Raw genomic sequence first — 25807 nt, forward strand, 5'->3', positions numbered from 1 at the left:
AAAAGCTGCTGATATAATAATTTTTTTACCAAAACATATTTTCATGTTCAAAGAGAGAATTAACAATTAAAATTACAAAAACTATAAGAAGTATGTTATAATAAGTGTACTAAATGAAACAACTGCAAAGACAGAAGTGCAGTGCATGGAAGCTGTTACAGAGTATGAGGCTTTCATTACAGATCAGATTATAACCCAGACAGAAAGTTGGAGGAAAAGTTATGAAGAAAGGTAAATTATTAGCTACGCTGCTCTGCAGCGCATCAATGGTTATGGGAAGCTTGGTTCCCACGGTACCGGCTATGGCAGATGCTATGAAGGTTGTTACACTTGGCGCAGATCTTTCAGATGAGCAGAAGAACACCATGCTGAAATATTTTAAAGTAGATTCCAGCCAGGCACAGATTATCTACGTTACCAATCAGGATGAGAGGGATCACTTAAGTTCCTATGTTCCGCTGGAGCAGATTGGTACAAGAACAGTGAGCTGTGCTTATGTGAAGCCTACCACATCCGGTGGTATCAAGGTTCGTACCGCCAATTTGAACTGGGTTACCTGCAATATGATCGCAAGTTCCCTTTCCACATCTGGTGTTACCAACTGTGAGGTTGTTGCTGCCTGCCCGTTTGAAGTATCCGGTACAGGAGCACTGACCGGTATCCAGATGGCATATGAGACTGCCAGTGGACAGAAACTTGATGAGACCAAGAAGAAGCTTGCTACTGAGGAGATGGTAGTTACAGGTAATCTTGCTGATTCTGTAGGAAAGAATGACGCTACCACTGTTATCAACCAGGCGAAAATGCAGGTTATTGCAGACAATGTTCAGAATGCAGACGATATCTACAATATTGTTGTAAATATCTCCAATAATAACAATGTAACTCTTACAGATGATGAGATTAATACCATCGTAAACCTGCTTCAGCAGATTTCCCAGCAGGACTATGATTACTCTGAGATGCAGGAAACTCTGGAGCGTGTAAATGACAATGTAACAGGAAAGGCAGAGGAGAGCAGTGATTCATCAGATGATGAGGACAGTATTGTGGATAATGTAGACCAGAGTGCTCTTGGTGACAATGTTATCGAGAGTTCTACAGAGGATCCGGGACTTGCTGAGGAGACTGGAGCTGCAGACGAATCCGGTGAAGAATCCTGGGAAGAATTTCCGGCTTCTGATGATTCCAGCGAGAACACAGATGGAAGTACAGATGAGTCAGCTGATGGTGACATCAGTGAAGTTGGCGGAACAGATACTGGTGATGGCAGTGATTCTTCCGCAGAGATCACAGATATATCCCAGCTGAATACAGATTTCCTTGGCGATGATGCGAAAGCGAAATTTGAAAAAGCGAAGACCTTCTGTCAAGGAGAGTACAGCGGTGATGAGGATGCTCTTTACGAAGTAATGGGAGATGATGCTGCAGTTACTGTAACACTTGATTCCGACACAGCCAACAAGCTTTCCATCAAGGTTCTTCAGAAATACCTTGGTATCCTTGGAAATGGTGCTGTTTCCTATCAGGAGGATGGAACTGAGAAATACATTACACCAGAACTGAATATGCTGGATAAAGAGATGAAGAAACTTTTCGGCATTGATGTGATCGATGATGGTGAGTCTTCTGAGGATATTGATGTTCTTGGCGATGCAGTATCTTCTGATGATAAAGATACCCTGTATAAAGATACTATGAAGTTCTTTGAGAAACTTTATGGTGAGAGTTCAGAATCCAGTGATTCAGCTGACGGCTCTGAAAATGTGACAACAGATGAAAGTGCTACAGATGAAGTAGGCGATGAGTCTTATGACGAGACTATTGATGAAGAGTCCTACGAAGAATAACAGACCTGAATTCGGAAGAATACTGTTGAATAGTATGTGTTGATGCTCCAGGAGATGACATGTCTGCTGGTGGAAAAGGTACAGAAACTGATATCCAGTGGGATATTGGGGACTGTACCTTTTTTTGCAGAAAATAACTGTCCTCTTAAAAATAATCAAAACTGTCTATTGAAGACATACCAGTATCTCGCTATGATAAGTGCTAATTAGATACTGCAGTATAAAAAGCAGTGATTAAACAGGAAACATTGGAGCTTGTTTGAGAAATCATTCCTGCAACTTGTGAGGCACATCTTGCAGAATGTTTTTTCAATATGTACCAGGTTTCCGGGAAAGAGAGAGAAACCTATGAACAAACAGAATTCTACCATTATGAAACTTGCAGAGACTGCACTTCTTGCAGCACTTTGCTATGTATCTTTTACATTTTTGCAGATTAAGATTCCGGTACCGGGTGGAGATGCTACTTCTCTTCACATCGGAAATACCTTCTGCGTGCTTGGAGCTCTGCTTCTTGGCGGTTGGTACGGCGGTCTTGCAGGTTCTATTGGAATGACTATCGCAGACCTTATGGATCCGGTTTATATTACAGGAGCACCCAAGACCTTTGTACTGAAGCTTTGCATCGGTCTTATAACAGGCCTTGTAGCCCACAAGATTGCAAAGATCAATGAGACGAACGACAAGAAATACGTATTCAAATGGAGTCTGATCGCTTCCATTGCAGGTCTTGCTTTTAATGTGATCGCAGATCCCATCGTTGGCTATTTCTACAAACAGTACATTCTTGGTCAGCCCCAGGAAGTAGCGAGCATCCTTGCGAAATTAAGCGCCGGTGCTACATTTGTAAATGCAATTGTATCTACAATCCTGGTTGTGATTATTTACAATGCAGTTCGTCCGGCTCTTATTAAGGCAAATCTGATTCACGTACATGTAGCTGCAGCGAATGCGAAATAAGAAGAAAATAACCTTCTGGAAAAGTCAGAATATGAGATAAGTGAAAGCTCTGGAATGTCTGAACCGTGTACCGCCATTGAAAGTCAGATTTAGAATCTGACGATAGGAAGCGAGTTCAGGCAGTCCGGAGTTTTTTTGTGTTGTTAATGAGACTGAGATGTCTGTTAAAAAAAGAAGATGAATGGCTGGCAGTTTATAAAATTTTAAGATTAGTGAAATTTTTATGACTTTTTCTCAGAACCCCTGGAAACACTGGCAAATTGAGAAATTGTGTGCTACAATGTTACCTAAATCGCAAAAGCAAAGGAGTAGTGCTATGAGTCTGGCAGTAGTAACCCTGAAAAAGGGAGAAGGACGTCTTTTGAAATCCGGCGGAATGTGGATTTTTGATAATGAAGTAGCTTCTATTATGGGAAGCTTTGTAAATGGAGATATTGTACTGGTTCATGATTTTGACGGATATCCTCTGGGAAGAGGATTTATCAATACGAATTCCAGGATTGTGGTACGTCTTCTTTCAAGAGATGAGAATACTGTGATCAATGAGGAATTTTTTGAGAAAAGAGTGCGGGATGCATGGGAGTATCGTAAGAAAGTAACGGATACTTCAAGCTGTCGCGTGATCTTCGGAGAGGCAGATTTTCTGCCGGGTTTTATTGTGGACAAGTTTTCTGATGTGCTGGTGGTACAGTCCCTTGCACTTGGAATCGACCGTTATAAAGAGATGCTGGTGGAACTTCTGAAGAAAGTTCTGGCAGAGGATGGTATCCGGATCTGCGGCGTTTACGAGAGAAGTGACGTGAAAGTACGTAAGCAGGAGGGAATGGAGCCATATAAGGGCTTTATTGGTGAAGAGTTCCCTACCTTGGTTGAAATTGTGGAAAATGGTGTAAAATATCAGGTGGATGTAAAAGACGGTCAGAAGACAGGATTTTTCCTGGATCAGAAATACAATCGTCTGGCAATCCAGAAGCTTTGCAGGAATGCCAGAGTTCTGGACTGTTTTACCCATACTGGTTCTTTTGCTTTAAATGCAGGATATGCAGGAGCGAAAGAAGTAACTGGTGTGGATGCTTCACAGCTTGCAGTTGATCAGGCTACAGCCAATGCAGCTTTAAACGGACTTTCTGATTCTGTAAAATTTATCTGTGAGGACGTCTTCGATCTTCTTCCGAAACTGGAAGAGAAAGGCGAGAAATATGACGTGGTAATTCTGGATCCACCTGCATTTACCAAGTCAAGAAGCTCTGTTAAGAATGCAGTGAAAGGCTATCGTGAGATCAATCTTCGTGCCATGAAGCTGGTGAAAGACGGCGGTTTCCTTGCAACCTGTTCCTGTTCACATTTTATGGATTACCAGCTTTTTACCCAGACCATCGGGCAGGCTGCCAGAAATGTGCATAAACGTCTCCGTCAGGTAGAATATCGCACCCAGGCACCAGATCATCCGATCTTATGGTCTGCTGATGAATCTTATTATCTGAAATTTTACATTTTTCAAGTCTGCAGCGACAGATAGGAAAAGACGGAATGATTGCTGGTTGTTTTGTGAACCATAATAGTGAATGTACAGAATCAGGGATAGGGAAATAATATAATAACAAAAGAGCGACAGAAACTTATTCCAGGAAGATAAGTTCACAAGAAAGAAGGTATTTTATTGAAAGAAAAATTTATGAGATTTATGCAGGGACGCAACGGAGTGGATCAGTTTGCAAGATTCACTATGGGAGTAGCACTGGCTGCTATTGTGCTCACCTTATTTACTGGGACCAGAAGTGGAATCGGCGCATTTCTGGATCTGTTTGGGATGGCTGCCATTGTTTATACTTATTTCAGGATTTTTTCAAAAAATATTTCCAAACGTTATCAGGAGAATCAGAAGTATCTTCAGATGACAGATAAGTTAAGAGCCCGTTTCCAGAAAGAGAAGCGAATGATGAGCCAGCGCAAGGACTATCATATTTACAGCTGCCCTGGCTGCGGTCAGAAAATCCGTATTCCCAGAGGCGGATTTAAGAAAGTGGAGATTGAATGTCCCAAGTGTCATACCAAATTTATAAAGAGGCGCTGATATGTTTGGATATATTGTAATGAACAAGCCGGAGATCAAGATGAAGGATTTTGACATGTACAGAACCTTTTACTGCGGACTCTGCAGGGAACTGCGTGAGAAATACGGGATATCCGGCCAGATTACATTAAGCTATGATATGACTTTTGTGATCATGCTTCTTTCCGGCCTTTATGAGCCAAAGACGTACAAGGGCACTACCAGATGCATTCTTCATCCTGTGAGAAAACAGCCAGTTCGAAAGAATGTGATGACAGAATACTGTGCAGACATGAATATACTTTTAACTTATTATAAATGTCTGGATGACTGGAACGATGACAGAAAATATGTGAAGCTTGGTTACGCCAGGCTTCTCGAGGGGAAAAATAACCGTCTGTTAAAACTTTATCCAGATAAGGCGAAGCGGATCGTCGAACTTCTGGATGAGCTTTCCGCTTTGGAGAAACAGGGAGAGACAGATATAGACAGAATGTCCGGGATTTTTGGGCATATTATGGAGGAGATTCTTGCTTACAGGCAGGATGAGTGGGAGAAAAGCCTTCGAAGAATTGGCTTTTATCTTGGCAAATTCATCTATCTTCTGGATGCATATGATGATGTGGAAGAAGATGTGAAAAATAAAGATTACAATCCTTTCGCAGAAAAATATACAATGGAAGGGTTTGAAGGGGAAGTACGCCAGATCCTTATGATGATGATGGCAGAAACCTGCAGAGAATTCGAGAAGCTTCCTATTATTAAATATGGGGATATTCTTCGGAACATTTTATATTCCGGTGTGTGGTGCCGCTTCGAGGAAGTGAGCAGGAAACGCAGGGAAGAACGGGAGAAAGAACATGTTGGATCCATATAGCGTACTGGGAGTTTCCAGAAATGCAACAGATGAAGAAATAAAGAAGGCATACAGAAAGTTAAGCCGGAAGTACCATCCGGATGCGAATATTAACAATCCGAACAAGGATCAGGCAGAAGAGAAGTTTAAGGAAGTACAGCAGGCATATGAGCAGATCATGAGAGAACGCGAGTATGGAAGCAGTGGTGGATCTTCCGGCGGATACGGTGGTTATGGATATGGAGGATTTGGCGGCTTTGGAGGACAGCAGCGCCAGAGCACTTATGAAGATGAGGAAAGTGTGCGCAGACGTGCAGCAGCTAATTTTGTTCAGAGCGGACATTATCAGGAGGCTATGAATGTGTTGAATTCCCTTTCCCAGAAGAATGGAGAGTGGTATTATATTTCCTCCATGGCGAACATGGGAATGGGGAATAATGTAAAAGCGCTGGAGCATATTCGTGAAGCTGTGCGCCAGGAGCCGAATAATCAGCAGTACCGTATGCTCCTGAACCGGATGGAAGGTGGCGGAAGCTGGTATGAGACACAGCAGGGACCGTTTGGAGGAATGCCAGTGGCAGGGGATGATATGTGCCTGAAGCTTTGTCTGGCGAATGCGCTTTGCGGAATGTGCTGTCCGGGAAGCGGAGTGCTGTGCTGTTGATAAAGTAGAAGTTTATGATACTGTACCGTGGAGAAGGATGCCATTGTACAGTATTCTTTTTTGAGGTGTTTTGATGTTACCAGAGAACAGTAACCTTTGAATGACAGATTTTGTTAAAAATCAATTGACAAGAAAACTCGCACGTATTAAACTGTTAAAGCGTGAAATAGATATAGATACCGCAGACGTGAAGCATCTGACGTTCGTATGGGATAATACAGCTTTTGGGGGCTGCATGACCATTTGTGGGGATTGTGCATCTGGCGTGCGGTAGTATAGGAGGAATCAGATAATGAGTATTCGTATTGGTATCCTGGGATATGGTAACCTGGGACGTGGCGTAGAATGTGCGATCAAACACAATCCTGATATGGAACTGGTGGGAGTTTTTACCCGTCGTGCTCCTGAAAGTGTTAAAATTCTGACAGAGACAGCGAAGGTATATTCTGTAGATGATGCTGAGAAGATGAAAGACCAGATTGATGTTATGATTCTTTGCGGCGGAAGTGCTACTGATCTGCCGGAGCAGACACCTAAGTATGCCCAGTGGTTCAATGTGGTAGACAGCTTTGATACCCATAAGAGAATCCCGGAACATTTTGCAAATGTGGACAAAGCAGCTTCTGAGAGCGGTCATGTTGGAATTATTTCTGTAGGCTGGGATCCGGGAATGTTTTCTCTGAACCGCATGTATGCAAATGCAATCCTGACAAACGGCAAGGATTACACATTCTGGGGAAAAGGCGTAAGTCAGGGACATTCTGATGCAATCCGCCGTATCAAAGGAGTAAAAGACGGCAAACAGTACACCATCCCAGTTGAGTCTGCTCTGGAAGCAGTAAGAAGCGGAAAGAATCCGGAGCTTACTACAAGAGAGAAACATACCAGAGAGTGTTTCGTAGTAGCTGAAGAAGGCGCTGATCTTGCAAGGATTGAGAATGAGATCAAGACTATGCCGAACTACTTTGATGAATACGATACCACAGTACATTTTATTTCCGAAGAGGAACTGAAACGTGACCACAGCGGAATTCCGCACGGTGGATTTGTAATCCGCACAGGCAAGACAGGCTGGAACGATGAGAACAGCCATGTGATCGAATATAGCCTGAAACTGGATTCCAATCCGGAATTTACTTCTTCTGTAATCATTGCATATGCAAGAGCTGCATACCGCATGAACCAGGAAGGACAGAATGGCTGCAAGACGGTATTTGATGTAGCACCTGCTTACTTAAGCGCTCTGAGCGGAGAAGAATTAAGAAAACATCTGTTATAATTACTTTATAACAGAAATATTACAGAATTTATAAAAGGACAGTTCTTTCACATTGTGTGGGGCTGTTCTTTTTTTATGGAAAATACCTTTGAAAACATTGCTTTTAAAGAGAAAATAATACGAAAATATTGTGAAAACTTTACAGAGTTTTACTTTCGGGTTGACGATAGATGGAAACTGTAATATAATGAGCTACATAAAGCTGTAACAACTTTGTAAAAACTTGAAGATGATAATAACAGGGGTTGTGTTTGCTGGACAGCAGTATTACCTGTGGACAGCAACAGATTAATTAAAAAGGAAGGTAAGTATGCAAAACAAATGTAAAAAATTCAGACTTTGGAGTATCCTGCTGCTGGTAATGCTTATGGCAGCCGGTTTTACATGCCAGAGTACATCAAGAGATGTACAGGCTGCCACGAAGAATGGATTCCGTACAGTAAAAGGGAAAACATACTACTATAAAAACGGCAAGAAAGTCAAAGGATGGCTTACCCTGAACGGTAAGAAATATTATTTTAATAAATCTACCGGTGTTCAGGTGAAAGGCTGGGTGAAAGATAAAAAGGGCAGAAAGCGTTATTTCACAAGCAAAGCAGGTGTTATGGTAACTGGATGGCTTTCCAATTCCAAGGGACAGCGCCGTTACTTTGCACCGTCAACCGGATACATGAAGAAAAAGTGGCTGAAGCTTGGCGGAAAGACCTATTACCTTTACGCGAAATCAGGCGTTGCAGCTACCGGTTTTGTAAAGGACAGCAAAGGAAATATCCGCTATTTTTCCAAAACGGGAATTATGGCCACAGGCTGGCTGACTAGCTCATCAGGAGTGAAGCGGTATTTTGACACTACATCGAAAACTGCTACCAATGGAATCATGGCAGTTGGATTTAAGACGATCAATAATGTTACCTATTATTTCTACAGCGGCTCCGGAGCTATGGCGACCGGCTGGGTGGAGAATACAGACAAGGGTACAAAGTACTATTTTGATCCTACTACAGGCGCGATGTACACAGGCACACAGACTATTGATGGCGTTACATATACATTTTCCAGTACTGGTGTATGCCAGGGAGAGAAGAAGGATGATCCTTCTCCGAATGGAAATACAGGAAATAAGACCATCAAGAATTATCTTGCAGGAGCACTTTTACCTGTTGGAAAAGCACTTTACGTATGGGGCGGTGGATGGAATGATTCTACAAGAAAGGGCCTCAGCGATACCATGACCAGCTGGTATAATAAATGGTCAGCGAATCCATCCAGTTATGATTACAATAATTACCGTGATCTTTCTACTTCCAATCGTGCGAAAGGATTTGACTGTTCAGGCTTTGTAGGCTGGTCTGCTTATCAGGTAATGCAGACACAGTCCGGTGTAGGATATGGATACACAGTGGTTTCAGGTGAAATTGGAAGCTATTACAAGGGGAAAGGCTGGGGCTCAATCGTAAATCAGTCTTATCTGTCACAGAATGGCTGGGAACTGAAGCCTGGCGATATCGGATACAACGATGGTCATACATGGATCGTTCTTGGACAGTGCAGTGATAAGAGTGTTGTTATCATTCATTCCACTCCGCAGGCAGGTGTCCAGATTTCTGGAACTACCACACCTACAGGAAGCTATTCCAGTGAGGCGGCAGCCCTTGCGAAGAAATATATGTCCTTGTATTCCGGATACAGCATCTTCAACTATCATCCATCCGTTGGAAACTATATCCGAAATGGAAACTATCTGAGATGGAATGGAGATACACTTTCTGATCCGGATGGTTATTACAATATGACAGCAGACCAGATTCTGTACGATCTGTTTGGAAAATAATGGTTAAGTAATATACAAGAGAGAATCAGTGAAAATACTGGTTCTCTTTTTATGTAACAGCGGAAATCTTTGAATTCCCCCTCTGTTGCACAAACACGCTCTGTGTTCTCTTATTTAGACAAATGTATTACGAAATGTTACAAAGTTTTAAAATTTATTGCGATTTAGGGTTGAAATCTTTGCGAGAGTGTGCTAATATGTAGCAAGATTGAATGAAATGTTGCAAACATATTACAAATTGAGCTTTTTAGATTATCAAAAAGATTAACGAGGGTGATGAAACATGAAGAAAAGAATTGTATGTCTGACACTGGCAATTTTAATGTGCGGCTCACAGGTTGTAAGCGTAATGGCTGACCGTGAGAGCGATTTAAGAGAAGAGCAGGCCTGGACAAGCCAGCAGCTGGATGCTACATACGCACGCATGAGTGCCCTGTGGGATCAGAAGCAGCAGCTTGAGAGCCAGATCGAATCTTTGAATTCTGATCTTGTAAATGTAATGGTTTCCATTCAGACTCTTGAAAGTGATATCGCTTCCAAGGAAGCAGAAATTGAGAAAACACAGGGTGACCTGACCAAGGCTCAGAATGCCAAGGATAAACAGTACGGCGCCATGAAGAAACGTATTCAGTATCTTTATGAAAAAGGTGGAAACAATGCATGGTTCCAGATGATGTTAAATGCAGATAACCTTGCAGACCTTCTTACCAGAGCTGAGTATACACAGCAGATGTATGAGCAGGACAGAGAGAGCCTTCAGAAATATGCAAGAACGATTGAGGAGGTTCAGAAATTAGAAGATCAGTATGAGCAGGAGAAAGCTGATTTTGAGACCATGAAGGAAGAATATGAGGCTCAGCAGTCTAACCTTCAGTATCAGTTGGATGTAACCCGTGCGAACAGTGCTGATTGCGAGAATGAGATCGCATACGCACAGCAGCAGGCTACTGAGTATGCGAACCTTCTGGAACAGCAGCAGGCAGAAATTGAGCAGCTTGAGGCAGAACGTATTGCAGCAGAAGAAGAGGCAAGACGTCAGGCAGAGGCAGAGGCCGCAGCAGCTGCAGCAGCACAGGAAGCAGCTCAGAACGGAGATAATTCCTCAGAAGATGTTCAGTATGATGAAGATGGAAATGTTGTAAGTGGTTCTTCTGATGGATCTTCTGATTATGAATACGATGAGTATGGTAATGTAATTGATACTGACAATACAGTTGATTACAATTCCGAGGCAAGCAGCTCCGACAGTTCCTCAGATAGTTCTTCTGACAGTTCATCAGCCAGCAGTTCTTCAGGTTCCGGCTCTTCTGTTGTATCCTATGCAACACAGTTTGTTGGAAACCCATATGTATGGGGTGGAACAAGCCTTACCAGTGGTGCTGACTGCTCTGGCTTTGTGCAGAGTGTATATGCAAACTTTGGCGTAAGTCTTCCAAGAACATCTTATGAGCAGCAGAATGCCGGATATGAAGTATCCTATGCGGATGCTCAGCCAGGCGACCTGATCTGCTATGGCGGACATGTTGCAATTTATATGGGAAATGGACAGATTGTCCATGCATCCAATGCCAGAGATGGCATCAAGGTCAGCGATAATGCTGCATACAGAACGATTACTTCTGTAAGACGTCTTGTGTAATCTGAATAAATGAATTTGTGAGCCCTTTCCGGAGATGAAAATCCGGAAGGGGCTTTTTACTGAAAATAATGTGGAAAAGCAAAGAAAAAAGAAGTATAGTAAGAATAAAAGTATTGTCTGAAAATCGTAACATAAATATTTCGTATAGCCAGATGAGAGGTGGAGAAAAATGCTTAGCCATTATCAGATGAAGGAAATTCCATATTTAAGAATATTAGGAAGAACGAATGGCAGTCTGGAACCGGTAACACTATTTTGGACCGCTTCCGGAATTGAACTGAATGTAAAAGCAACAGAAATATGGGTGAAAATCCGCTCCGATTATGATGTTTTTGAGCCATGGGTGGATGTGATCGTAGACGGCGTATTGTCCCAACGGCTTATGGTAAATAAGGGAGAACAGGAAATCTGTCTTTTCCGTAATATGGAAAGGGATAAGGTAAGAAATGTAAAGCTTCTTCGTGATACCCCTGCGTTTCCCACAGATGAAAAAACATTGCTTCAGCTTCTGGAGGTTGAAACTGACGGTGAGTTTTTACCTCTTGAAACACCAAAGCTCAGATTGGAGGTAATAGGGGACAGCATTACCTCTGGTGAGGGCGGCAGCGGTGCAGGAGAAGAAATGACATGGAATTCCTTTTGCTTCAATGCCGTGGATAATTATGCATATATGGCAGCAAAAGAACTGGGCGCGGTGTACAATTGCATCAGTCAGAGCGGCTGGGGCGTTTTCTGTTCCTGGGAAGGCAATGAGCAGCAGGCAATCCCGCTATATTATGAGCAGGTGTGCGGTCTTTTAAATGGAGAAAGAAACAAACAACTGGGTGCTATGGAAAAATGGGATTTCCAGAAGTTTCAGCCTGATGTGATCGTAGTGAATCTGGGGACAAACGACAGCAGCGGCACGAAGAATATGGACAGAGTTGGAAAGGCTGTGGAAGACTTTTTGAGAAAACTGCGCGTATGTAATCCGGAAAGCTATATTCTGTGGTGTTATGGAATGCTTGGAGCTGAGATTTTGCCTACGCTTGAGAAAGCGGTGGGGAATTATAAAAGAAAAACAGGGGATGAGCGCGTGGAATTTGTGAAGCTTCCGGATACACAGGAAGGAGAATTTGGATCAAGGCAGCACCCTGGGCACAGATCTCATGAAAAAACAGCGAAAATCCTGATGGAGAAGATTCTGGAGAAGCTGACGCTGCTGTTCACGCCGTGACAGCACCATCAGGTTGATAAAAAAATAACAAAAAATCCTTTCAAATGGTTGACAAAGACAGTGACCGGTGGTAATATGATGTCAGTATAATTCCATAGTGAACATATTAAGTGCTGACAGCTATAAGCTGGCAGAAAGAGGGAATCAGGTGAGAAACCTGAGCGATCCGGTCACTGTAACAGAGGAGCGAATCTCATAGTCCATTGTGCTTGCGCATGAGAAGGAGAGAGGATGTGATGATCCTGGAGCCAGGAAACCTGCTTGGTATGGCGAGGTTAAACTTCCGATGAAAGTGTAACAACCAGTTTTGGGGAATCCGCAGCCCTGAGATGTTGTCCGCTTTTGTGAGTGGACATTTTTTATGGAATGATCGCCTGTTCAGAAGAATTATACAGATTAAATGGCAGGCGATACTACTTCGGATGAAACCGTTCCCTCCGCGTATATATGAACGGATCATATTCTACCCCGGAGTAGCATCGCTCCCTCTTAAATAATGATGATTCAGAAGCCGCATATGCGGTATTTTTTTTACACTTTTCCTGAGCCTGTTTGTAGAATTATTCCCGTAATCTCCTGCAGGGTGTGACGCACATCTTACAGAAAGCCTTTTTTAAACACGCTCTGGCCGTATTCTATTCCTGTAAGCGGGATTCTTTTTTTGCATTTGATTTTGGGGCATTACGAAATAGAATATAAAGAATATTTTGTTTTGAGCTGTATGAGATAAGGAGAGAAATATGGAGAAAAAATATTGGGAAGACAAAGAATACGCTTATTTCAGTCATAAGAAATGTGAGTATTTTCCATGCCATAAAGGAGCTGATCCAGAGGACTTTAACTGTCTGTTCTGCTATTGCCCGCTTTATGCCCTTGGAGACAAATGCGGCGGAAATTTCAAATATAATGAGAAGGGATTTAAAGATTGTACGAATTGTCAGCTCCCTCATAAGAAGAAAAACTACGGTTATGTGACAGGAAAATATCAGGAACTTGCTGCGATGATGCAGAAAGTAAGAGAAGCAGATCATAAAAATGAAAATGAGTAATCAAAGAAATAAGTATAAAAAACTCTCCGGAATATATACGAAGTTAAGCTTACGTATTTACATTTCTCGGAGAGTTTTTGCGTAATGCAAAATTCCATTGGAATTCTGCAAGCTGGATCCTTTTTATCGTATGCTTAACAGCATCTTTAATTTCGGAATCTGGTTGTTGAGAATCAGACCCTCTGGAAACATAGCATTATGAACGAAATCAGCGGCATAAGTGAAGTCTCCAATATGCTCTGTTCCATGACTGTCACTGGAAAGCACGATTGGAACCAGATACTTCCGGCAGCAGGACAGGATCTGCGCGCAGTTGGCATGGGTATCGCCCCGATATCCGTAAGGCGCCAGGGAAGCTTCGTTGATTTCAAGGATAACACCGTTTTCACTGGCAGATTTTACAACTGCGTCGTAATCTATGTCATACTGGGGATTATCAATGTGTCCTAGGATCTTTATAACCGGATTCTTCATTACGTTCAGAAAAGCAGCAGTATTTTCTTCCCTGGTCTTTGGCCGGAAATTCTGATAATGCATGCTGGCGATTGCGTAGTCCAGCTTATCAAGAAGCTCCTGTGGCAGATCTGTTTTTCCATCGGTATCCAGAATGTTCAGTTCAATTCCATATAATAATTCCACATCGAAACGCTTCCTGGGCGAATAGATCAGGCTTCGGAAATAAGAAGAAGTTCCGGCAGCCAGAGTGGCTGGTCCGTGGTCTGTGATTCCAAGAAGCTTCAGCCCTTTTTGGGAAGCTGCCTTTGCCATGTCACTGATGGTGCAGGTCGTGCCGTGTCCGCTGGCAATAGAATGTGTGTGTATATCAGAAAGATACATAAAATCATCTCCTAATCAAGATTACGTGAATATATGCAGCTGGTAATTTCACTATAAAAGTGTTTTAAAAAGCCATTTACAGTTAACTTTAGTATGCCAGAGGGCAAAAAACATGTCAATCATAAATAAGAAAAAACAGAGAAAACAAATAAAAACAACATTACAGTACAAGAAAAACCACACATCGCATGCAGAGAAGTGTTGCTTTTTGTTGACACTTGGAAATCAGAAAGGTATAATCAAATCAGAAAATAAAAACTCTTTATTCAGGAGGAGAAAATGGGATACACAGATAATATGTCTCCGGAAATGAAACAGAGAATTGTACAGGAGCTTGTGCCAGGCAAGCAGATTTCCCTGGCACATATCATTGCCAATCCGGATAAGATTCTTTACACCAAGCTGGGTCTTGATCCATCTCTGGATTACTCAAGAGCGGCCATTGGGATCATGACTGTAAGTCCGGCAGAAACTGCTATCATTATGGCAGATATTGCGATGAAATCATCTGGCGTTGAACTGGGGTTTGTTGATCGTTTCAGCGGAAGCCTGATCATCACAGGTACTGTGTCGGAAGTAGAAGCTTCTACTAGCGCAATTCTGGACTATGTGGGAAATAAACTGGGCTTTACTTTATGCCCCATTACAAGGACTTGACAGAATATGAGGAAACTTGTTCTGATCGGTCGCAGCGAGGCTGGAAAAACTACTTTGACCCAGGCCCTGCGTGGTGAAAAAATACATTATCATAAAACACAATATGTAAATAATTTTGATGTGATCGTAGATACGCCAGGAGAGTATGCCCAGACGAAAGGTCTGGGACACGCCCTGGCGTTGTATACATATGAATCAGATGTGGTAGGGCTGCTGGTATCTGCCACGGAACCGTATTGCCTTTTTCCACCTTGCATTACCTGTATGGCCAACCGTGAAGTAATTGGAATTGTTACCAAAATCCACAATCCGGATGCAAATGTAAAACTTGCCACGTCCTGGCTGGAGCTTGCCGGCTGTAAAAAAATCTTTTATGTAGACTCCAGGCAGCAGGAGGGCATTCCGGAGATTTTGGAATATCTTAGGGAAGATGGCGATGTAATGCCATGGGAAAAAGATGCCTCTGATCCTGTGAATTAGAAAATACCTGCCAAATGGGGAAAAACAGTAAAACCACGAAAAACAACATAGCAATCCAGAAAAAAATCCACATAAAACAACATAAAACAACGGAAAAACCTTGACTTATAATGTGGAATGGTGTAAACTTACAACATAACCTAAAAAGTAACAGGCTAGCTATGCCTAGCCATGATAAGTTACCCGGTGCGGTACTATAACTTACATAATCCACCGCACCTGAATGTGCTTAAGGAGGAAAAAAGCATGGTAAACGAATACGAAATCAAAAAACAGATTTGCGACATCGGAAGAAGAATCTATAACCGCAACATGGTTGCAGCAAATGATGGAAACATTTCTGTAAAACTGAATGACAACGAGTTCCTTTGCACACCTACTGGTGTATCCAAAGGTTTCATGACCCCAGAGTTCATCTGTAAAGTAGATGCCAAAGGAAATGTTCTTCAGGCTAACCCGGGATTCAAACCATCATCTGAGATCAAGATGCATATGAGAGTATATGAGAAGAGACCTGATGTAGGATCTGTTGTACATGCTCATCCAATTTATGCAACATCTTTTGCTATTGCCGGTATTCCGCTTACACAGCCAATCATGCCAGAGGCAGTTATCGCTCTTGGATGTGTTCCGATCGCTGAGTATGGTACACCTTCTACAATGGAGATTCCGGATAACCTTGAGAAATATCTTCCATATTTCGATGCAGTTCTTCTTGAGAACCACGGAGCTCTTACCTGGAGCACAGACCTGAACGCTGCATACATGAAGATGGAGTCCGTAGAATTCTATGCACAGCTTCTGTATCAGAGCAAACTTCTTGGAGGCCCGAAGGAATTTGATAAAGAGAACATTAAGAAACTTTATGAGATCCGTCGTAAATTCGGTATGCCTGGAAAACATCCGGCAAGCCTTTGCCAGAACAAAGATGGCATGAACTGCCATAACTGCGGTGGTGCATGTCACAACGAAGACTATAAACAGTTCCCAGGATATCAGTATGATTTCGTTGGCGGCAACTGCGATGCTCCGGCAGCAGATACAGCTAATGCAGATGCAGAGTTAGTAGCTAAGATCACCAAACAGGTTATGGCTCAGTTAGGACTGAAATAATCAGAAAATATAAAGGCCGCAGCTGTGAGAGAATCAGGCAGCTGCGGGCAATTGTTAAGGAGGAACAATCTCATGCCAATCAGCGAGAGCATGGTACAGGATATTGTACAGGAAGTTATGGCGAAAATGCAGATTGCAGACGCTCCGGCCGGTAAACATGGAATTTTCACAGATATGAACGAGGCCATTGAGGCTGCGAAAGCTTCCCAGAAGATCGTTCGGAAAATGTCCTTGGACCAGAGAGAAAAAATTATTACCTGCATTCGAAGAAAAACAAAAGAAAATGCAGAAATCCTTGCACGTATGGGTGTTGATGAGACCGGAATGGGAAATGTAGGAGATAAGATCCTGAAACATCATCTGGTAGCAGATAAGACCCCTGGTACAGAAGATCTCAGCACTACAGCATGGTCAGGCGACAGAGGACTTACTCTGATCGAGATGGGACCGTTTGGCGTAATCGGAGCAATCACTCCGTGTACGAACCCAAGTGAGACCATTCTGTGCAACACAATGGGTATGCTGGCAGGTGGAAATACAGTTGTATTTAATCCACATCCGGCAGCAATCAAAACCTCTATTTATGCGATTAATCTTTTAAATGAGGCATCCCTGGAAGCAGGTGGCCCGGACAATATCGCAGTAACAGTAGAGAAACCTACATTAGAGACAAGCAATATTATGATGAAACATAAAGATATCCCGCTTATCGCAGCAACAGGCGGTCCTGGCGTTGTAACAGCAGTCCTTTCCTCTGGAAAACGTGGAATCGGCGCTGGCGCAGGAAATCCTCCGGCAGTTGTAGATGAGACAGCAGATGTAAGAAAAGCTGCTCAGGATATCGTAAACGGATGTACATTCGATAACAACCTTCCGTGTATCGCAGAGAAGGAAATCGTAGCAGTTGCTTCTATTACAGATGAGCTTATGCATTATCTGGTAAGTGAGAATGACTGTTACCTTGCTTCCAAAGAAGAACAGGATAAACTTACAGCAGTTGTTCTTGCAGGCGGCAAGCTGAACCGTAAATGCGTTGGACGTGACGCAAGAACATTACTTTCCATGATCGGAGTAAATGCTCCTGCAAATATCCGCTGCATCGTATTTGAAGGACCGAAGGAACATCCACTTATCGCTACAGAGCTTATGATGCCGATCCTTGGCGTTGTAAGGGCAAAAGATTTTGATGATGCAGTAGAGCAGGCTGTATGGCTTGAGCATGGCAACCGCCACTCTGCACACATTCATTCCAAGAACATTGACAATATCACCAAATATGCGAAAGCAATCGACACCGCAATCCTTGTTAAGAATGCACCTTCCTATGCAGCACTTGGATTCGGCGGAGAAGGTTACTGTACATTCACAATCGCAAGCCGTACTGGTGAAGGACTTACAAGTGCAAGTACATTCACCAAGAGAAGACGCTGCGTAATGGCAGACAGCCTTTGCATTCGCTGACAGGAGGAAACATAAAAATGGATATGAATAACGTAAATATCGAAGAAATCGTAAAACAGGTTCTTGCTGGAATGGCTGGAACAGCACCGGCAGCTTCTGCATCAGCAGCACCGGCAGCACCAGCTGCAGCACCGGCAGGCGCAATTCCGAAAACTGCACACGTTGCAGTACTTACTGAAAAAGAGCATTTTGATATTAAAGAGTACCCGATTCCGGCAATTGGCGATGACGACATCCTTGTTAAAGTAGAAGGCTGCGGCGTTTGCGGTACTGATGCTCACGAATTCAAGAGAGACCCATTCAACCTGATCCCGGTTGCACTTGGACATGAGGGAACTGGTGAGATCGTTGCCATGGGTAAAAATGTTAAGACTGATACAGCTGGAAAACCGGTTAAGATCGGTGACAAAGTCGTTACCTGTATGATCTTCAAGGATGATCCTGAAATCACAATGTTCGACTTAAACAAGAAAAACGTTGGAGGAGCTGACGTATACGGACTTCTTCCAGATGATGACATTCATCTTAACGGATGGTTTTCTGATTACATCTTTATCAGAGGTGGAGAGTTTGGAAGCACATTCTTCAACGTAAGTGATCTTGATCTGGACTCCCGTATCCTGATCGAGCCATGTGCAGTTCTTGTACATGCAGTTGAGAGAGCAAAAACAACTGGTATCCTTCGTTTCAACAGCAGAGTTGTTGTACAGGGATGCGGACCAATCGGTCTGATCTGTATTGCAGTTCTTCGTACCATGGGTATCGAGAACATCTGTGCTGTAGATGGAAATCAGCAGCGTCTTGATTTCGCTAAGAGAATGGGCGCTACCATGAGTGTAAACTTCATGGAGCACAAAGGAATCGAAGCACTTTCTGAAGCTGTTAAAGATCAGTTTGGCGGACATCTTGCAGACTTTGCATTCCAGTGTACAGGATCACCTGTTGCTCATGCAAACATCTACAAATTCATCCGTAACGGCGGTGGCCTTTGCGAGCTTGGTTTCTTCATCAATGGTGGAGATGCTACAATTAACCCGCACTTTGACATCTGCTCCAAAGAGATCACAATCGTAGGCTCCTGGGTATACACCTTAAGAGATTACGTTACAACATTTGATTTCCTTAAGAGAGCAAATGCAATCGGACTTCCAATGTCTGAGCTGATCACAGACAAGTATCCGCTTGAGGAGATCAATGAAGCATTAAAGAAGAACCTTGCAATGACCGGTCTTAAGATCGCAGTTGTAAATAAATAATTGCCGGATAAAGGAGAATCAAGATGGCAGAAGCTGTAGGAATCTTGGAGGTGTTCGGACTGGCAACAGCGTTTGTGGCGGCCGACGCCGGCTGCAAGGCAGCAAATGTCCATCTGGAGGTTTTTGATAAAAATAAACCTGCAAATGCGGACAGTCTGCCGGTACCGCTCCTTGTCTGCATCAAGTTCCGCGGAAGCGTTTCTGATGTAACAGAGGCTGTGGAAGCTGGAATCAGAGTAGCAGAGAGTATGACCGGTGTGGTACAGCACTACGTAATACCAAATCCGGAACCCGGTACACAAAAAATGCTGAAAATCAGCGCACTGGATAAGGATTAATGATTGCTAACCAGTGAATTTAAGTCTATAATAAAAACGAACAAAGTCATGCGGAGCATGGCAGGTACCTCACAGCAAGTACGCTGGAGCGTACTTGAAAAGTCGAGATATATCAGGAGGAATTCATCATGGCACAGGAAGCTTTAGGAATGGTAGAAACCAGAGGACTTACAGCTGCAATTGAGGCAGCAGATGCAATGACAAAAGCAGCAGAGGTTACACTGGTTGGTACAGAGAAAATCGGATCCGGTCTTGTAACTGTTATGGTTCGCGGTGATGTCGGAGCTGTTAAGGCAGCAGTTGAGAGTGGAAGCGCAGCAGCATCCAGACTTGGAGAGCTTGTAGCTACACACGTAATCCCAAGACCTCATACAGATGTGGAGAAAATCCTTCCAAGCATCTAATGAACTATAAGGAGTTCGCTCATGAGTAAATCATATGGTTTTATTGAAATCACAGGTGTTGTAGCGGCCATGGATGCCCTGGACATTATGTGTAAAACGGCAGACGTTGAGCTGGCGTCATGGGAGCGTAAGCTGGGCGGACGACTGGTGACCATTATTGTACAAGGCGATGTGGCAGCTGTTACAGAAGCTGTGGAAGCGGCAGCAACAAATGCCATCAAGAAACCGGCAAGCTATGCAGTAATTGCCAATCCCCATGAGGAAATCGTCAAAATGGTGGAGCTTAGCGCAAGTCGATGGAGAAAGAAAAAGGGGGATGAATAATGGCTGACGAAGAAAAGAAAGAGACAGCGAAAAAAACAGCCCCTAAAAAGGCAGCCGCTCCGAGAAGAACGGCCAGAACAACCAGAGCAAAAGCAGCAGAAGTAAAGGCCGAAGAGCCGAAGACCACTGCAGCTGACAAAGAGATTACAGAAACCAAACATACAGAAGCTGAGAAACCAGCAATTCATAAGGAGGAAAAAATCATGACACAGGAAGCATTAGGAATGGTAGAAACCAGAGGACTTACAGCAGCTATCGAGGCAGCTGACCAGATGTGCAAAGCAGCTAACGTTGCATTAGTTGGAACAGAGAAGATCGGATCCGGTCTTGTAACTGTTATGGTTCGTGGAGATGTTGGAGCAGTTAAATCTGCAGTAGAGAGCGGAAGCGCAGCAGCATCCAGACTTGGAGAGCTTGTAGCTACACACGTAATTCCGAGACCTCATACAGATGTTGAGAAAATCCTTCCAGTTCTGAAATAATATAAAAGTCCCAGATAGCAGCCATGAATGAGCTGTGCTTGCATGAGCGAATTCATGGATGCTCCTTACTTTTATAATGTCTGCTATGGCAGACATTACCGAATTTCAGGAAGAAAGCAGGTGTACTTTTGGAAACCAATAATGTTGAGCTGATTACCAGAATGGTACTGGATGCTCTCAATAAAAAAGAAGAAAAAGGCAATGGCTTCATGGTGCCCATCGGAGTTTCCGCAAGACATATCCACCTGACGCAGGAACATGTTGAAGCTTTATTTGGACCAGGATATCAGCTCACCAAGAAGAAAGAGCTGATGGGCGGACAGTTTGCCTCCAATGAGACAGTAACTATCGTTGGACTGAAGCTCCGTGCAATTGAGAATGTACGTATTCTCGGACCGGTCCGCAAGGCTTCACAGGTTGAAGTATCAGCTACAGACGCAATCAAGCTTGGTATGAAAGTACCGGTGCGTGAGTCTGGAGATGTTAAGGGAAGTGCTCCTATTGCAATTGTCGGACCGAAAGGTGCGATTTATCTGAAAGAGGGATGTATCGTAGCAATGCGTCACATTCACATGTCCCCGAAGGATGCTCAGGCAGCCGGTGTGAAGGATGGAGATATCGTATCTGTTAAAGCAGACAATGAGAGAGGAACCATTTTCAATCAGGTGAAGATCCGTGTAGACGACAGCTTTACACTGGAGATGCACATTGATACAGATGAAGCAAATGCAGCAAAAATTGCCACAGGCAATACAGTTACAATTATAAAGTAATGTTTTGGAAATCATTTCCTCATTACTAAAATAAAGTGTTCAGCCATGCTGGTTCTGAAAATGACAGATGCATGGCTGAACTGATATAAAATTTGGAGGTTCACATGATAGTTGGCAAGGTAGTAGGAAGCGTTGTTTCCACAAGAAAAAACGAAAAGCTGATCGGCAATAAGTTTATGATCGTGGAACCGGTTCATCACATGAAAGGTGACCTCAGTCAGATTGTTGCGATCGATATTATCGGTGCAGGAATCGGAGAATATGTATTGGTGGCACAAGGAAGCGCGGCAAGAATTGGCTGCGGCGTAGAAACAGCACCGGTAGATGCCGCCATTGTAGGTATCGTTGATGACGGTGCAGGATTGGAGTAACGCCATGGATATCAAAGAATTACAGAATATTATACAGGAGAATGGTGTAGTTGGTGCCGGCGGTGCAGGATTCCCTACATACATGAAGCTGACAGATAAAGCAAATACCATTCTTATGAACTGTGCAGAGTGCGAACCTTTACTGAAATTACACAGACAGTTATTAGAGAAGCACGCTTACGAAATAATGAAAACCTTCCATATGGTTCAGGAAACAGTTGGAGCTTCTGAGGCCATTATTGGAATCAAAAAATCTTATGTTCAGACAGTAAATGCTCTGAAACAGCATATCGAAGAGTTCCCGGGAATGCGCATCCACCTTCTGGATGAAGTGTATCCGATGGGAGATGAGGTTGTACTGATCTACGAAGCAACTGGTAGAGTTGTAAGACCTGGCGGACTTCCTATTGAGCAGGGAGTTGCTGTGTTTAACGTAGAGACATTGTATAATATATACCAGGCAGTAGAGAAAAAAGAGCCTGTAACAGCCAAATATGTGTCTGTTGTAGCTGAGGTAAATCATCCGGTAACTGTAAAAGTACCTCTTGGATGTACTATGGATGATGTTGTTGCCCAGGCAGGCGGAACTACTGTAAAAGACCCGGTTTACTTTATTGGTGGACCGATGATGGGAAGAATCGGAAAAGGTTCTGACCCTGTGACGAAGACAACAAATGCGATTCTGGTTCTGCCAAAAGACCATTTAATCGTACAGAAGAAGATGCGGACTTCTGCTATAGATTTAAAACGTGCAGCATCTATTTGCTGCCAGTGTAATACTTGTACAGATCTTTGCCCACGTAACAATCTGGGACATCCGATTGATCCAGCCCGCTTCATGCGTGCAGCTTCCAATCAGGATTTCAGAGATGTTAATCCATACATCAATGCAAGCTTCTGCAGCTCCTGTGGCGTTTGTGAGATGTATGCATGTCCTCAGAGCCTTGCTCCAAGAACACTTCTTGCAGACATGAAGGGTGGACTTCGTAAGGCAGGTATTCGTCCTCCTCAGGGAGTACAGCCAGTACCAGTTAAGGAATCCCGAGAATACCGCAAGGTTCCGGAAGAACGCCTGATGGCACGTCTTGGTCTTACAAAATATGACAAGGACGCACCGATGGACGAGACACTGGTTGATATTCCAAAGGTTAAAATTCTTCTTAGCCAGCATATCGGAGCACCTGCTCAGGCAATTGTAAAAGTTGGAGATCAGGTGACAAGAGGTCAGATGATCGCTTCTCCTGCCCAGGGCTTAAGTGTTGGTATCCATGCAACCATCTCCGGTAAAGTTACCGAGGTGACAGACCGCTGGATCGTAGTTGCAAAGAATTAGAAAGGACGTGCAGAAAATGAGTAAAGCAATCGGAATGATTGAATTCAAAACTACAGCTACCGGCGTTACTGCAGCAGATGCAATGGTTAAGACATCTGATGTAGAAATCGTTGAGGCGCAGACCGTGTGTCCGGGTAAATATATTGCAATTATTACCGGTGATCTCAGTGCGGTAAAAGCTGCCGTAGATACAGCTGTAACAACATATGAGGACAAGTGCATTGACAGTTTTGTACTGGGTAATCCGCACGAGTCTCTTTTCCCGGCTATTTATGGAACTACTCAGGTTGAGGAGATCAGTGCGCTGGGAATTCTTGAAACATATGATGCAGCTTCCATTATTGAGGCTGCAGATCAGGCTGCAAAGACTGCAATTGTAGATCTTATCGAGCTTCGTATTGCAAAAGGTATGTGCGGAAAATCTTACATGATGATCACTGGTGAGGTTTCTGCTGTATCCGCATCAATCGACAGAGCGAAAGAGCTTGTTGCTGAAAAAGGCATGTATCTGGATTCCTCTGTTATTGCACATCCGGATAAGAGAATGATCGACAGCCTTCTGTAATTCTGGTCTGACCAATAAAATGAACGCGGAGGGGACCTGAACATGCTTGCGTTAGAGAGACGGAATCTGATCCTTGAGAAATTACAGAATGAGAAGCGCGTAGTAGTAAGTGAACTGAGCCAGTTATACGGAGTCTCTGAGGAAACCATCCGACGGGATCTGGACAAGCTGGAGAAGGAAGGGCTTGCCATTAAAAGCTATGGCGGAGCTGTGATCAATGAAGATGTGAGCATTGATCTCCCTTTTAATGTGCGCAAGAATCAGAATGTAGTTGGGAAACAGAAGATGGCGGAAATTGTAGCCTCTCTTGTGCATGACGGGGAACATCTGCTTCTGGACGCCAGCACTACTGCAGTGTTTGTGGCAAAGGCATTAAAAGAGAAGGAGCGTCTGACTGTGATCACCAATTCCATGGAGATCCTTCTGGAACTGGCAGATGTGTCAGGATGGAATATTATTTCCACAGGTGGGATGATGAAGGAAGGCTATCTGGCTTTCCTTGGATCCCGGACAGAAGAAGTCATTCGCTCTTATTTTGTAGATACCGTTATTTTTTCCTGTAAGGCTCTTGATGAGAACTGGGGAGTAATGGAATCACAGGAAGCTTTTGGAACAGCAAAGAGAGCAATGCTGGATTCAGGACGTAAGAAAATCCTGGTTGTGGACAATACGAAATTTGACCAGACCGCATTTTCCGTTGCCGGAAGATTGCGGGATGTTGATATCGTCGTGACAGATGCGAAGCCTTCTGAAAAATGGCTGAAGCTTTTTAAAGAAGAGGGCGTGGAGTGCAGATATCCGGAATCTGTCCGATAGAAGCTTTCTGCTTACAAAAGAAAGCTGCAATAAAGGAGCATTGAATTATGAAAACTTTTGAAATGAAAACAGTCATCCATTTTGGTGACAATGCCCTGGATAGACTGGCAGAACTGCCATACAAAAAAGTTCTGGTGATCACAGATCCATTCATCGCAAAAGGGAAAATGATCGAGCTGATCACAGACCCATTGAGACGCGGTGGCAAGGAGTTTGAAGTATTCAGTGATGTTGTGCCGGATGCACCGGTAGGAAAAATCGCAGAAGGTGTAAAGAAGTTCCTGGAGTATCAGCCGGAGGTTGTAGTAGCTGTCGGAGGTGGCTCTGCAATTGACTCATCCAAGGCAATCCGTGAGTTTGCCCTGAAGATCAACAATTACGGCAAAGTAGGTCTTATTGCAATTCCTACTACCAGTGGTACCGGATCTGAGGTTACCTCTTTTGCAGTTGTAAATGATACAGATAATCATGTGAAGTATCCGCTGATCTCAGACAGCCTTACAGCTGATGAGGCAATCCTGGATGCAGAACTGGTAAAGAGCGTTCCGCCCTCTATCACAGCAGATACAGGTATGGACGTACTGACTCATGCAATTGAGTCTTATGTAAGTATCAATCACAATGAATTTTCATCTGCTCTTGCTGAAAAGTCAATTGAAATCTGCGGAGTCTTTCTGTTAAGAGCATACCTTGACGGCGGCGATATGCATGCCCGTCAGAAAATGCATGTAGCTTCCTGTCTTGCCGGACTGTCTTTTAATGCTGCAGGACTTGGAATCACACATAGTATGGCACATCAGCTGGGAGCTATTTTCCATATTCCGCATGGACGTGCCAATGCAATGCTGCTTCCGCATATTGTAGAATTTAATGCAAATATCAACAAACATAGCAGAAGCCAGCAGGAATATCTTCCGGCAGTAAAGCGATATGCCAATATTTCACATATTCTTGGACTGAGTAACTACAACAAAGTAATGTCTGTAAGATCTCTTGTAAACTGGATTCAGTTTATGCAGAAGGAAATGAATATTCCGCTTACGATTAAAGAAATGGGAACTATTTCTGAGGATGAGTATTTTGCAGCAATTGACAAAATGGCAAACCTGGCGCTTGCTGATGCCTGCACAACTGCCAACCCAAGAGTCCCAACAAAAGAGGATATTGTGAAGATCTACAGGAAATTGTGGTCATTTTAAT

The 25807-nt window shown here is 43.4% G+C and carries 27 protein-coding genes and 1 riboswitch; of the genes, 26 read left to right on the top strand and 1 reads right to left on the bottom strand.

Going from position 1 to position 25807, the window contains the following annotated elements:
- Positions 1–221 precede the first annotated feature (221 nt).
- The 11 genes from PGQ38_RS03495 (at position 222) to PGQ38_RS03545 (ending at position 13397) form a co-directional block, all read left to right on the top strand.
- A complete protein-coding gene (locus PGQ38_RS03495; RefSeq protein ID WP_195991539.1) occupies positions 222–1850 on the top strand; it encodes a DUF1002 domain-containing protein in 1629 nt (542 codons plus the stop codon).
- Between the two features lie 348 nt (positions 1851–2198).
- Positions 2199–2810 (top strand): ECF transporter S component, encoded by a 612-nt coding sequence (locus tag PGQ38_RS03500; protein WP_173734859.1) that lies wholly within the window; start codon positions 2199–2201, stop codon positions 2808–2810.
- A 316-nt stretch (positions 2811–3126) separates the two neighbouring features.
- Positions 3127–4329 carry a class I SAM-dependent rRNA methyltransferase gene (locus PGQ38_RS03505; RefSeq protein WP_270430825.1) on the top strand — a complete coding sequence of 401 codons (1203 nt, stop codon included), beginning with the start codon at positions 3127–3129 and terminating at the stop codon, positions 4327–4329.
- A 141-nt stretch (positions 4330–4470) separates the two neighbouring features.
- Positions 4471–4884 (top strand): TFIIB-type zinc ribbon-containing protein, encoded by a 414-nt coding sequence (locus PGQ38_RS03510; RefSeq protein WP_118577786.1) that lies wholly within the window; start codon positions 4471–4473, stop codon positions 4882–4884.
- A 1-nt stretch (position 4885) separates the two neighbouring features.
- The gene (locus tag PGQ38_RS03515) at positions 4886–5740 is read left to right on the top strand and encodes a DUF5685 family protein (RefSeq protein WP_118577785.1); all 855 of its coding nucleotides are present in this window, start codon (positions 4886–4888) and stop codon (positions 5738–5740) included.
- Complete coding sequence (locus PGQ38_RS03520; RefSeq protein WP_118577784.1) at positions 5724–6383, top strand: J domain-containing protein; 660 nt, start codon at positions 5724–5726, stop codon at positions 6381–6383. The genes PGQ38_RS03515 and PGQ38_RS03520 overlap by 17 nt, the downstream gene beginning before the upstream one ends.
- Positions 6384–6675: 292 nt before the next feature.
- On the top strand, positions 6676–7662 hold the full coding sequence (locus PGQ38_RS03525) for a diaminopimelate dehydrogenase (RefSeq protein ID WP_148461163.1): 987 nt from the start codon (positions 6676–6678) through the stop codon (positions 7660–7662).
- Between the two features lie 310 nt (positions 7663–7972).
- Positions 7973–9493: an N-acetylmuramoyl-L-alanine amidase family protein gene (locus PGQ38_RS03530; RefSeq protein WP_204452954.1), complete on the top strand. Its 1521-nt coding sequence runs from the start codon at positions 7973–7975 to the stop codon at positions 9491–9493.
- Positions 9494–9776: 283 nt separating this feature from the next.
- Complete coding sequence (locus PGQ38_RS03535; protein ID WP_173734864.1) at positions 9777–11132, top strand: C40 family peptidase; 1356 nt, start codon at positions 9777–9779, stop codon at positions 11130–11132.
- A gap of 169 nt (positions 11133–11301) precedes the next feature.
- A complete protein-coding gene (locus PGQ38_RS03540; protein WP_204452952.1) occupies positions 11302–12348 on the top strand; it encodes a GDSL-type esterase/lipase family protein in 1047 nt (348 codons plus the stop codon).
- Between the two features lie 91 nt (positions 12349–12439).
- A riboswitch (cobalamin riboswitch) is annotated at positions 12440–12627 on the top strand.
- Between the two features lie 461 nt (positions 12628–13088).
- Positions 13089–13397, top strand: a complete 309-nt coding sequence (locus PGQ38_RS03545; RefSeq protein WP_118577780.1) for a cysteine-rich small domain-containing protein — start codon at positions 13089–13091, stop codon at positions 13395–13397.
- A 123-nt stretch (positions 13398–13520) separates the two neighbouring features.
- On the opposite strand, the gene PGQ38_RS03550 is transcribed toward PGQ38_RS03545, so the two are convergent.
- On the bottom strand, positions 13521–14234 hold the full coding sequence (locus PGQ38_RS03550; protein WP_195699947.1) for a phosphatase: 714 nt from the start codon (positions 14232–14234) through the stop codon (positions 13521–13523).
- Between the two features lie 279 nt (positions 14235–14513).
- On the opposite strand from PGQ38_RS03550, the gene PGQ38_RS03555 reads away from it, so the two are divergent.
- The 15 genes from PGQ38_RS03555 (at position 14514) to PGQ38_RS03625 (ending at position 25806) form a co-directional block, all read left to right on the top strand.
- On the top strand, positions 14514–14891 hold the full coding sequence (locus PGQ38_RS03555) for a BMC domain-containing protein (protein WP_173773174.1): 378 nt from the start codon (positions 14514–14516) through the stop codon (positions 14889–14891).
- A 6-nt stretch (positions 14892–14897) separates the two neighbouring features.
- A complete protein-coding gene (locus PGQ38_RS03560) occupies positions 14898–15371 on the top strand; it encodes a EutP/PduV family microcompartment system protein (RefSeq protein ID WP_118577778.1) in 474 nt (157 codons plus the stop codon).
- Positions 15372–15617: 246 nt separating this feature from the next.
- Positions 15618–16484 carry a class II aldolase/adducin family protein gene (locus tag PGQ38_RS03565; RefSeq protein ID WP_118577777.1) on the top strand — a complete coding sequence of 289 codons (867 nt, stop codon included), beginning with the start codon at positions 15618–15620 and terminating at the stop codon, positions 16482–16484.
- A gap of 72 nt (positions 16485–16556) precedes the next feature.
- Positions 16557–17945 (top strand): aldehyde dehydrogenase family protein, encoded by a 1389-nt coding sequence (locus PGQ38_RS03570; protein ID WP_118577776.1) that lies wholly within the window; start codon positions 16557–16559, stop codon positions 17943–17945.
- A gap of 17 nt (positions 17946–17962) precedes the next feature.
- Positions 17963–19201 (top strand): zinc-binding dehydrogenase, encoded by a 1239-nt coding sequence (locus PGQ38_RS03575; RefSeq protein WP_173717926.1) that lies wholly within the window; start codon positions 17963–17965, stop codon positions 19199–19201.
- A gap of 23 nt (positions 19202–19224) precedes the next feature.
- Positions 19225–19539, top strand: coding sequence for a BMC domain-containing protein (locus PGQ38_RS03580; RefSeq protein ID WP_118577774.1), 315 nt, complete (start codon positions 19225–19227; stop codon positions 19537–19539).
- A 128-nt stretch (positions 19540–19667) separates the two neighbouring features.
- Positions 19668–19943 (top strand): BMC domain-containing protein, encoded by a 276-nt coding sequence (locus PGQ38_RS03585; protein ID WP_118577773.1) that lies wholly within the window; start codon positions 19668–19670, stop codon positions 19941–19943.
- A gap of 21 nt (positions 19944–19964) precedes the next feature.
- Complete coding sequence (locus PGQ38_RS03590) at positions 19965–20267, top strand: BMC domain-containing protein (protein ID WP_118577772.1); 303 nt, start codon at positions 19965–19967, stop codon at positions 20265–20267.
- Positions 20268–20470: 203 nt separating this feature from the next.
- On the top strand, positions 20471–20749 hold the full coding sequence (locus PGQ38_RS03595) for a BMC domain-containing protein (protein ID WP_005427721.1): 279 nt from the start codon (positions 20471–20473) through the stop codon (positions 20747–20749).
- 128 nt (positions 20750–20877) lie between these two features.
- Positions 20878–21522 carry a phosphate propanoyltransferase gene (gene pduL, locus PGQ38_RS03600; RefSeq protein WP_117850748.1) on the top strand — a complete coding sequence of 215 codons (645 nt, stop codon included), beginning with the start codon at positions 20878–20880 and terminating at the stop codon, positions 21520–21522.
- A gap of 104 nt (positions 21523–21626) precedes the next feature.
- Complete coding sequence (locus PGQ38_RS03605; protein ID WP_117850917.1) at positions 21627–21893, top strand: EutN/CcmL family microcompartment protein; 267 nt, start codon at positions 21627–21629, stop codon at positions 21891–21893.
- 4 nt (positions 21894–21897) lie between these two features.
- Positions 21898–23226: a 4Fe-4S dicluster domain-containing protein gene (locus tag PGQ38_RS03610; protein WP_118577771.1), complete on the top strand. Its 1329-nt coding sequence runs from the start codon at positions 21898–21900 to the stop codon at positions 23224–23226.
- Between the two features lie 16 nt (positions 23227–23242).
- On the top strand, positions 23243–23791 hold the full coding sequence (locus tag PGQ38_RS03615; protein ID WP_118577770.1) for a BMC domain-containing protein: 549 nt from the start codon (positions 23243–23245) through the stop codon (positions 23789–23791).
- Positions 23792–23833: 42 nt separating this feature from the next.
- Positions 23834–24607: a DeoR/GlpR family DNA-binding transcription regulator gene (locus PGQ38_RS03620; RefSeq protein ID WP_118577769.1), complete on the top strand. Its 774-nt coding sequence runs from the start codon at positions 23834–23836 to the stop codon at positions 24605–24607.
- 47 nt (positions 24608–24654) lie between these two features.
- Positions 24655–25806 (top strand): 1-propanol dehydrogenase PduQ, encoded by a 1152-nt coding sequence (locus tag PGQ38_RS03625; RefSeq protein ID WP_118577768.1) that lies wholly within the window; start codon positions 24655–24657, stop codon positions 25804–25806.
- Position 25807 lies beyond the last annotated feature (1 nt).

It is taken from the genome of Blautia faecis, from assembly GCF_027662325.1.
Lineage (GTDB): Bacteria > Bacillota > Clostridia > Lachnospirales > Lachnospiraceae > Blautia_A > Blautia_A faecis.

Excerpts from the sequence above, each read along its gene's own strand:
- PGQ38_RS03495 (WP_195991539.1), top strand. The coding sequence starts at position 222 with ATGAAGAAAGGTAAATTATTAGCTACGCTGCTCTGCAGCGCATCAATG.
- PGQ38_RS03500 (WP_173734859.1), top strand. The coding sequence starts at position 2,199 with ATGAACAAACAGAATTCTACCATTATGAAACTTGCAGAGACTGCACTT.
- PGQ38_RS03505 (WP_270430825.1), top strand. The coding sequence starts at position 3,127 with ATGAGTCTGGCAGTAGTAACCCTGAAAAAGGGAGAAGGACGTCTTTTG.
- PGQ38_RS03515 (WP_118577785.1), top strand. The coding sequence starts at position 4,886 with ATGTTTGGATATATTGTAATGAACAAGCCGGAGATCAAGATGAAGGAT.
- PGQ38_RS03520 (WP_118577784.1), top strand. The coding sequence starts at position 5,724 with ATGTTGGATCCATATAGCGTACTGGGAGTTTCCAGAAATGCAACAGAT.
- PGQ38_RS03525 (WP_148461163.1), top strand. The coding sequence starts at position 6,676 with ATGAGTATTCGTATTGGTATCCTGGGATATGGTAACCTGGGACGTGGC.
- PGQ38_RS03530 (WP_204452954.1), top strand. The coding sequence starts at position 7,973 with ATGCAAAACAAATGTAAAAAATTCAGACTTTGGAGTATCCTGCTGCTG.
- PGQ38_RS03535 (WP_173734864.1), top strand. The coding sequence starts at position 9,777 with ATGAAGAAAAGAATTGTATGTCTGACACTGGCAATTTTAATGTGCGGC.
- PGQ38_RS03540 (WP_204452952.1), top strand. The coding sequence starts at position 11,302 with ATGCTTAGCCATTATCAGATGAAGGAAATTCCATATTTAAGAATATTA.
- PGQ38_RS03545 (WP_118577780.1), top strand. The coding sequence starts at position 13,089 with ATGGAGAAAAAATATTGGGAAGACAAAGAATACGCTTATTTCAGTCAT.
- PGQ38_RS03550 (WP_195699947.1), bottom strand. The coding sequence starts at position 14,234 with ATGTATCTTTCTGATATACACACACATTCTATTGCCAGCGGACACGGC.
- PGQ38_RS03555 (WP_173773174.1), top strand. The coding sequence starts at position 14,514 with ATGGGATACACAGATAATATGTCTCCGGAAATGAAACAGAGAATTGTA.
- PGQ38_RS03560 (WP_118577778.1), top strand. The coding sequence starts at position 14,898 with ATGAGGAAACTTGTTCTGATCGGTCGCAGCGAGGCTGGAAAAACTACT.
- PGQ38_RS03565 (WP_118577777.1), top strand. The coding sequence starts at position 15,618 with ATGGTAAACGAATACGAAATCAAAAAACAGATTTGCGACATCGGAAGA.
- PGQ38_RS03570 (WP_118577776.1), top strand. The coding sequence starts at position 16,557 with ATGCCAATCAGCGAGAGCATGGTACAGGATATTGTACAGGAAGTTATG.
- PGQ38_RS03575 (WP_173717926.1), top strand. The coding sequence starts at position 17,963 with ATGGATATGAATAACGTAAATATCGAAGAAATCGTAAAACAGGTTCTT.
- PGQ38_RS03580 (WP_118577774.1), top strand. The coding sequence starts at position 19,225 with ATGGCAGAAGCTGTAGGAATCTTGGAGGTGTTCGGACTGGCAACAGCG.
- PGQ38_RS03585 (WP_118577773.1), top strand. The coding sequence starts at position 19,668 with ATGGCACAGGAAGCTTTAGGAATGGTAGAAACCAGAGGACTTACAGCT.
- PGQ38_RS03590 (WP_118577772.1), top strand. The coding sequence starts at position 19,965 with ATGAGTAAATCATATGGTTTTATTGAAATCACAGGTGTTGTAGCGGCC.
- PGQ38_RS03595 (WP_005427721.1), top strand. The coding sequence starts at position 20,471 with ATGACACAGGAAGCATTAGGAATGGTAGAAACCAGAGGACTTACAGCA.
- PGQ38_RS03605 (WP_117850917.1), top strand. The coding sequence starts at position 21,627 with ATGATAGTTGGCAAGGTAGTAGGAAGCGTTGTTTCCACAAGAAAAAAC.
- PGQ38_RS03610 (WP_118577771.1), top strand. The coding sequence starts at position 21,898 with ATGGATATCAAAGAATTACAGAATATTATACAGGAGAATGGTGTAGTT.
- PGQ38_RS03615 (WP_118577770.1), top strand. The coding sequence starts at position 23,243 with ATGAGTAAAGCAATCGGAATGATTGAATTCAAAACTACAGCTACCGGC.
- PGQ38_RS03620 (WP_118577769.1), top strand. The coding sequence starts at position 23,834 with ATGCTTGCGTTAGAGAGACGGAATCTGATCCTTGAGAAATTACAGAAT.
- PGQ38_RS03625 (WP_118577768.1), top strand. The coding sequence starts at position 24,655 with ATGAAAACTTTTGAAATGAAAACAGTCATCCATTTTGGTGACAATGCC.